This window comes from Arenimonas sp., from assembly GCF_041913985.1.
Classification (GTDB): domain Bacteria; phylum Pseudomonadota; class Gammaproteobacteria; order Xanthomonadales; family Xanthomonadaceae; genus Arenimonas.
The window spans coordinates 1-8,032 of sequence record NZ_JAYSEG010000054.1; the positions used below are offsets into that span (position 1 = coordinate 1).

Sequence of the window (8,032 nt, forward strand, 5' to 3'; positions counted from 1 at the left end):
ATGGTAGTGTGGCCTAAGCCATGCAAGAGTAGGTCATCGCCAGGGGCTTTTCCCCAGAAGGCCGGTCCCAAAAGGACCGGCCTTCGCTTTTGTGAACACCGCGTTGAAAGCGCAAACCCTCGCCTTCCGGCGGGGGTTTTTTGTTTCCGGTCGGGCGGGGTGGGCTGGCCGGGCGCGGCAGCCTCTGGTAATTCTGTCGGTCTTGCCGATCGAACGGGTGCCCCGAGTGACCCCTCGCTTCCTGCTGCTGCTCGCGCTGGTGCCGGCCACGGCCTTAGGCGCCGTCACGTTCCCCGAAGGGCCGCTGCGATCGGACCCGGCGAAGGCCGCGGCCGCATTGGATGGCGAACGGCGCTATCCCCTCAGCGTTTCGACCGGCGAACTTTCCCAAGTCCCTGCGTCAGGCCGGGTTCTGCTGCCGGGTACCGCGGGGCGGGCGGTGCTTGCCACGGACATTCGCGTCGAACGGCGGCCGGACGGCCTGCTCGCCTGGGTCGCCAAGGTCGACACCGAACACGGCCCCCAGTCCGCGGTGATCGTCTTCGGCGAGTCCGCGAGTTTCGGCCTCATCCCCCAGCGTAGTGGCGAGCCGTTGCGCATCGAGACGCAGGCAGGAAGGGCCTGGTTGGTGGAGGGTCGATCTTCCCTGGCACAGCCCGGTGGCGCCGATTTCGCGCTGCCGCCCCTGCCTGACGCCGCCGCAAAGTCGCTGCGTGCAAGGCAGGATGCGATGAAGTCGGCCGGCATCGAACAAGTGGATGTCGTCGTGATGTACAACGGCGAACTCGTTGCCGTGATGGGCTCCAACGAGGCGGTGCTCACACGCATCGCCTATCTCGAGACAATCACCAACCAGGCCTATGTCGACAGCGACGTGGGCCTGCGGGTCCGCGTCGTGGCGGCGCAGCTGGTGGACTATTCCTTGCGCAACGACAACAGCGAGGCGCTCGACGAAATCAGCGGCAGCGTATCGCTGCCCATCCGCGTGGAGGCCCTGAGGCTGCGCGAGCAGTACGGCGCCGACCTGGTCAAGCTGATGCGAAATTTCGACCGCAGCACCCAGAACAGCTGCGGCGTCGGCTGGATCGGCGGATTCCACGGCGCCCCTTTCACCCAGCAATACGGCTTCTCGGTGACCAGCGACCGCGGCTTCCGCAACGACAACTGCGGTGAGTGGACCTTCGCGCACGAGCTCGGCCACAACATGGGCTCGCACCACGACACCGAGACCTCCGAAGGCGACTATGGCGCCTACACCTACTCCCGGGGCTTCCGCCGGACGGTCGACGAGGCCGCCGGCTTCGCCACCGTGATGGCCTACACCCAGCCACCGCAGGTCCGCATCGGGCGGTTCTCCAATCCCCGCATCACGTCCTGCCTGTCGCTGCCCTGCGGCGATGCCAACGAGGCCGACAATGCTCGCGGCCTCACCGAGGCAGCCGCCGCCATCGCCGCGATCACGCCGGGCGTGCCGGCCGACTCCCGCCCCACGGTCCGCATCGACGACGCCAGCATCACCGAAGGAAACAGCGGCCGCCGCGCCCTGCGCTTCACGATCACGCTCAGCGCCTCGTCGCACCCGGGCGTCACGCTGCAGCTGGCAACGGCGGATGGCTCCGCCGGCAGGGCCGACTATGTCGGCACCACCGCCACCCTGCTCATTCCCGCCGGCCAGGCCCAGGCGAGCTTCGACGTCGATGTGCGCGGCGACACCCTCGCCGAGCGCGACGAAGTCTTCGCGATCAATATCATCTCGGCAAGCAACGCCCGCGTCGTGGACGGCCAGGGTGTCGGCACCATCCTCAACGACGAGCCCTTGCCCGTGTTGAACGTCGCCGACGTTTCGGTGACCGAAGGCGATGCCGGCACGGCGCAGGCCACGTTTACCGCCACGCTGAGCCAGCCATCGGCCACGGCCGTCACCTTCGACGCCAAGAGCACCAATTTCGCCCCGGCGCCCGACACGGCCACGGCGGACGTGGACTTCGCCGTCGTGTTCCTCAAGGGACTGCGGATAGAGCCGGGCCAGACGTCGGTGCAGTTCAGCGTTCCCGTCTACGGCGACGCCGAGGTCGAGCAGGATGAGCGTTTCCTGCTGATGATCAGCAACGTGACCGGCGCCAGCACCGACGACATCTTCGGCTGGGGCACCATCCTGGACGACGATGGCGAGGGCGGTGCCCCGCCCGTGCTTTCCATCGCCGACGCCAGCGTGCAGGAAGGCAACAGCGGCACCCGCGAGCTGGTGTTCCCAGTCGCGCTAAGCGCCGCATCCGCCAGCGACGTGAGCTTCATCCTCTCCACCCAGGACGGCACGGCGACGGCAGGCAGCGACTACACGGCGCCCGCGGGCAACGTCGTGGTCATCCCGGCGGGCCAGGTTACGACCACCACGTCGGTGGCGGTCATCGGCGACACGGTCGACGAAGCCGACGAATTCTTCCTCGCCCGCCTTGCCAACATCACCGGCGCCAGCGGTGGCGTCACCACCGCCAACGGCCGGATCGTCGACGACGACGGCACCGCGGGCACCCCGCCGCTGGTCGCCCGCGACGATCGCTTCGTGATCCGCGAGGCCGGCGGCGCCGTGCGATTGAACGTGCTCGCCAACGACGTCGCCACGGCCGCGCGACTGGCCGGCGGCAGCCTGGTGCTGTTCACGACCGTGCCGGGCGGAGCCGTGGTGGTCGACACGGCGGGCACCGCGTCCACCGCCGCCGACGACGCGCTGGTCTACACGCCGCGCGCTGGGGAAACAGGCGATGACGCCTTCGGCTACCGCCTGTGCGAAGGCTCGGGACGCTGCACCGAGGGCCTGGTGCAGGTCGTGCGCCGGCCGATGCCGGACATCGCCATCGAGACACGCACCGGCGAGGGGTTCACCGACGTCGAACTCGCCGGACTGCCGGCCTTGCCCGACGCACGCATCCAGGCCATGAACGGCAGTCGCCTCGCCATCGCTGCCATGGACCTGGCGAAGGACCCCACCCCGGAATCCCCGTGGGACCTTGGCAACACAGGCACCGATTTCGTGCTCGGGACGCTGGAGGCCAGCATCGACTTCAGCGCTGGGGGCGTCGGAAGCCAGGTCGACACCCGGCGCCGGGTGCTGGTCGATGCCCGATCCACCTCGGGCGGCGACGTCGACCTGTACCTCGGCGTGGACGACAACGAAAACGGCCGCCCGGAACCGGAGGAGGTGCGTTGCACCAGCGCCATGTCCGTGGACGTCGAACGCTGCGAGCTGGCGGTTACGGTGCCCGCCAACGACACCATCGGCTATTGGGCCATGCTGCACACCCGCTCCGGGGCGACGCAGCTGGCCAAGGTGGAGCGTTTCGAATTCCAGCTCGAGTCCGCAGACGGCGGCCGGATCACGGCCTCCGGGCCGGGACACCTCGCAGCCGGCGAAGCGTTCCCCGCCCGGTTGTCCTGGCTGGTCCCCGATTACCTGCCCGGTGAGCCGGCGGCAGCCTACCTTTCCGTACAGGCGGGTCCCGATGCCGCGCGTCGCCTGGTGCCGGTCCGCGTGGACCGGGTCGACCCGGTTGCGGGGCCCACGCCCCTGTGGTCCGGCGCCTACTTCGCGCTGCCCGCCGGCGCCGCCGCGGACCGTGTGTACATCGATGTGCCCGAAGGCGCCACCGGCCTGACGATCCGCTCCACCAGCAGCGCGGCGCTGGACCTCTACCTGGCCAAGGCGCCGAGCCCGGACGGTGCGCTGGTGCCGGCGGCCCCGCCACGCAACCAGGCCCAGCGTTCCTGGCAGGGCCTGACCGGCCTGCGCATCCTGTCGGTGCCCGGCGGCGAACTGAGCCCGGGCCGCTGGTACCTCACGCCCGTGAACCCGGGCGCCGGCTTCCAGCGCCCGAACCTCAGCGTGACGGTCGAAGGCTCGCCTCGCCTGCCCACGCCGGGCTCGTACTACAACCCCGATCGCGGCGGCCACGGCCTGTTCGTCTACCCGGCGGGAAACCAGTGGGCTGGCCTCTGGTACACCTACCTGCAGGACGGCACGCCCACCTGGTACTACCTGCAGAACTCGGCGCCGCAGCCGGGCGAAACGCGCTGGTACAGCGCCATCATGCGGGCCGCCTGGAACGGCGCCGCCAACGTGCTGACCAGCGTGGGCTTCGCCTCCCTGACCGCCACCGGGGAAGGCGAGGTGCTCTACACCTATGTCCTTGACGGCGAGTCCGGCTCCGAGCGCATGGTGGTGTTCGGCGCTGGCTGCCCCACGCTGGCCGGGGCGCCCGTGGACGCCAGTTCGCACTGGTTCGACCCCGCCCGCGCTGGCACCGGCTACAGCGTGCAGATGTTCCCCGACTACGAGTTCTACGCGGCCTTCGTCTACGACGCCCGCGGCGTACCGCGCTTCCTGACCGCCGAAAGTCCCCGTTTCGCCGGGGCCGACGCGGTGCTCCCGCTCGAGCAGCTCACTGGCTTCTGCCCGCTGTGCGAGCGCACCGGGGCGCCCGCCCGGGCCGACATCGGCACCCTGAGGCGCCGCTTCGGGGCTGGCGGGCTGGTGGGCATGGAGCTCGACGGGGTGTTCGTCGGCGGGGTGCCCGGGACCTGGACCGGCAACGATGCCGTGCAATTGCTCGGTGGCCCCGGCACGACCCAGGGATGTCCCGTACAATAGGCGGCGCAGGGGCCTGAAAAATACCGGATTTGTCGCTTGTGGCCCTTGAGAAGGGCCGCTGCGGCCGCGTATAATTTTGGCCCCACGCCCGGGGGCTTTCCCTTGGGCCCGTTTGGATCCACCCGTGTCCCGAACCCCTGTTGCCGGAACCCGCCTGGCGCGCCACACCGTGCTGGCCCAAGTGGTGACCGGGGCGGTCGTCGCAGGCATCGCCGGGCTGCTGTCCGGGCCGAAGGCCGGGTTGGCGGCGGGCATCGGGGCGGCTGCGGTCGTGCTGGGCTCGGTCCTGATGGGCCAGGCGCTGCTCGGCGGCGGGGTCCAGTCGGCAACGGGCGCCCTCGGGCGGCTGCTGCTGGGGATGGTGGGAAAGTGGGTGCTGGTCGCCGCCGTGTTCGTGCTGGCGATAGGCATCTTGAAGTTGCCGGCCCTGCCGTTGGTCGCGGGGTTGGCGTTCGCCTTCGCCGCCTCCGCGGTGGCGGCGGTGACGGCACGTTGAATCAACCCAAGGTTGGACGCAATGGCTAGCGAAGCCGAACTCACCCCGACGAGCTACATCCAGCACCACCTCAAGAACCTCACCATCACGGTGGGCGAAGGCGGCTTCTGGACGCTCAATGCCGACACCCTGATCATGGCGCTGCTGATGGGCCTGCTGATGGTGTTCGGCTTCTGGATGGCCACCCGCCGCGCCACCTCGGGCGTGCCGGGCAAGTGGCAGGCCTTCGTCGAGATCGTGCTTGAGTTCGTCGACCAGCAGGCGCGCGACGCCTACCCGGGCCGCAGCAAGCTCGTCACGCCCATCGCCATCACCCTGTTCTGCTGGATCCTGATGATGAACTTCATCAAGATGATCCCGGCCGACTTCTTCGCCATCCCGCTGCACGCCATCGGCGTGAACTACTGGAAGCCGGTGCCGACCGCCGACGTGAACGCCACGCTCGGCATGTCGTTCAGCGTGTTCTTCCTGATGATCTTCTTCGCGCTGCGTGCGAAGGGCCTGGGCGGCTTCGCCCACGAGTTCTTCACCGCGCCGTTCGGCCCGTGGATGTTCCCGGCCAACATCCTGCTCAACATCGTCGAGCTCGTCAGCAAGCCGGTTTCGCTGGCCATGCGACTGTTCGGCAACATGTACGGCGGCGAGATCGTGTTCCTCCTGATCTGGGTGCTCGGCGGCGTGGGTGTCGCCGGCGCCATCGCGGCGGGCGTGTTCGGCCTTGGCTGGATGCTGTTCCACCTGCTCGTGATCCCGCTGCAGGCCTTCATCTTCATGATGCTCTCGATCGTGTACCTGAGCCTCATGGAAGAGCATCACTAAAACCGTTTCAGCTCCAAACCCATCCTTTCCACCAGTAAATCCGCTCGGAGAATCACCATGGAAGCTCTCGCCCTCCTCGCCAACGTGCAGGCCTCGACCATCCTGGCCATCGGCATCATGATCGGCCTCGCCGCGCTGGGCGCCGGCCTGGGCCTGGCCATCATGGCCGGCAAGTTCCTCGAGTCCGCCGCCCGCCAGCCGGAGCTGATCCCGGTCCTGCAGGTCCGCATGTTCATCACCGCCGGCCTGATCGACGCCGCGTTCATCATCACCGTCGCCGTCGGCCTGATGTTCGCCTTCGCGAACCCGCTGATCGGCGAGTTCGTCTCGCGCCTGGGTTAATCCCACGCCCGAACCCGCGCCCGGCGCCTTGCCGGGCCGGGTTGCCGTGCAAGGGTCCGCAAGGGCCCAGGTAGACACCGGATAGAGCGCAGCCATGAACATCAATGCAACCCTGATCGCCCAGGCGCTGGCCTTCGCCGGCCTCATCTGGATCATCGCGACCAAGATCTGGCCGCCGCTGCTGGCTGCCATCGAAGAGCGCCAGAAGAAGATCGCCGAGGGCCTGGCCGCTGCCGACCGCAGCAAGAAGGACCTGGCGCAGGCCGAGGAGAAGGTCAACGAGGTCCTGCGCGAAGCCCGCGCCAAGGCCAACGAGATCATCGCCCAGGCCGAAGCCCGCCGCGCCCAGATCATCGACCTGGCGAAGGACGAGGCCATCACGGAAGCCAAGCGCATCCGCCTGCAGGCCGAAGCCGAGATCGGCGCCGCCGCCACCCGTGCCAAGGAAGAGCTGCGCCACCAGGTCGCCGCCCTCGCCGTGGCCGGTGCCGAGCGCCTGATCCGCAAGGAGATCGACGGCAACGCCCACAAGGCGCTGCTCGACGAGCTCGCCGCCGACATCTGATCCGGACGACGCCATGAGCCAAGCCATCACCCTCGCCCGCCCCTACGCCCGCGCCGCCTTCCAGCTGGCCCAGGCGCAGGGCGCGCTGCCCAAGTGGTCGGGCCTGCTGGGCTTCGCCGCCCGGGTCGCGGCGCACCCGGAGGTCCAGGCCCTCATCGGCCACCCCCGCGTGACCGCCGCCGACCTCGCCAAGCTCGTGCTGCCCAAGGGCGAGGTGGACCCGGCGTTCCAGCGTTTCGTCGACGTCCTGGCGGCCAACCGTCGCCTGGGCCTGCTGCCGGAGATCGCCGGCCTCTACGACCAGCTCCGTGCCGAGGCCGAGCAGGTGGTGAAGGCGACGGTGACCTCGGCCACGGCCCTCGACGCCGCCGCCATCGCGCAGCTCACCGCGTCGCTCAAGCGCCGATTCGGCCGCGAGGTCGAGGTGGCCACCGCCGTCGACCCCGCCCTGATCGGCGGCGCCGTGGTGGACGCGGGCGGCGTGGTCATCGACGGCTCGATCCGCACCAAGCTGGCGCGCCTCGGGGCGGCGCTGGCGAACTGATCCGATTTTCCTTTGAACCAAGCGCCGGCCCCGGCCGGACGACCCAGGGACATACCCATGCAGACGCTCAACCCGTCCGAAATCAGTGAACTGATCAAGGCCCGCATCGAATCGGTCGCCCTGTCGGCCGAGGCCCGCAACGAAGGCACCGTCACCTCGGTGTCCGACGGCATCGTGCGCATCCACGGCCTGGCCGACGTGATGCAGGGCGAGATGATCGAGCTGCCGAACGCCACCTTCGCGCTGGCGCTGAACCTCGAGCGCGACTCGGTCGGCGCCGTGGTGCTGGGTGACTACGAGCACCTGCGCGAAGGCGACGTCGCCAAGACCACCACCCGCATCCTCGAAGTGCCGGTCGGCCCCGAGCTGCTGGGCCGCGTCGTCAACGCCCTGGGCGAGCCGATCGACGGCAAGGGCGCCCTGAACGCCAAGCTGACCTCGCCGGTCGAGCGCGTGGCCCCGGGCGTCATCTGGCGCCAGTCGGTGGCCCAGCCGGTGCAGACCGGCTACAAGTCGGTCGACAGCATGATCCCCATCGGCCGCGGCCAGCGCGAGCTGGTGATCGGCGACCGCCAGACCGGCAAGACCGCCCTGGCGATCGACGCGATCATCAACCAGAAG

General features: G+C 69.2%; 6 protein-coding genes and 1 pseudogene. All 7 read left to right on the forward strand.

All coding sequences use genetic code 11. The features are described from left to right. Positions 1 to 226: 226 nt before the first annotated feature. Complete coding sequence (locus ACE3Q2_RS13080; RefSeq protein WP_374474448.1) at positions 227 to 4,645, forward strand: reprolysin-like metallopeptidase; 4,419 nt, start codon at positions 227 to 229, stop codon at positions 4,643 to 4,645. Positions 4,646 to 4,769: 124 nt separating this feature from the next. Then, entirely contained in the window at positions 4,770 to 5,141 is a 372-nt protein-coding gene (locus ACE3Q2_RS13085; protein WP_374474449.1) for an ATP synthase subunit I, read from the forward strand. Between the two features lie 21 nt (positions 5,142 to 5,162). After that, a complete protein-coding gene (atpB, locus tag ACE3Q2_RS13090) occupies positions 5,163 to 5,960 on the forward strand; it encodes a F0F1 ATP synthase subunit A (RefSeq protein WP_374474451.1) in 798 nt (265 codons plus the stop codon). Between the two features lie 51 nt (positions 5,961 to 6,011). Beyond that, the gene (atpE, locus tag ACE3Q2_RS13095) at positions 6,012 to 6,302 is read left to right on the forward strand and encodes a F0F1 ATP synthase subunit C (RefSeq protein WP_374474454.1); all 291 of its coding nucleotides are present in this window, start codon (positions 6,012 to 6,014) and stop codon (positions 6,300 to 6,302) included. A 94-nt stretch (positions 6,303 to 6,396) separates the two neighbouring features. Further along, positions 6,397 to 6,867 (forward strand): F0F1 ATP synthase subunit B, encoded by a 471-nt coding sequence (locus ACE3Q2_RS13100; protein ID WP_043803642.1) that lies wholly within the window; start codon positions 6,397 to 6,399, stop codon positions 6,865 to 6,867. A gap of 13 nt (positions 6,868 to 6,880) precedes the next feature. After that, complete coding sequence (locus ACE3Q2_RS13105; RefSeq protein WP_374474453.1) at positions 6,881 to 7,411, forward strand: F0F1 ATP synthase subunit delta; 531 nt, start codon at positions 6,881 to 6,883, stop codon at positions 7,409 to 7,411. Positions 7,412 to 7,468: 57 nt separating this feature from the next. Further along, a pseudogene (locus ACE3Q2_RS13110) lies at positions 7,469 to 8,032 on the forward strand (F0F1 ATP synthase subunit alpha); the annotation flags it as partial.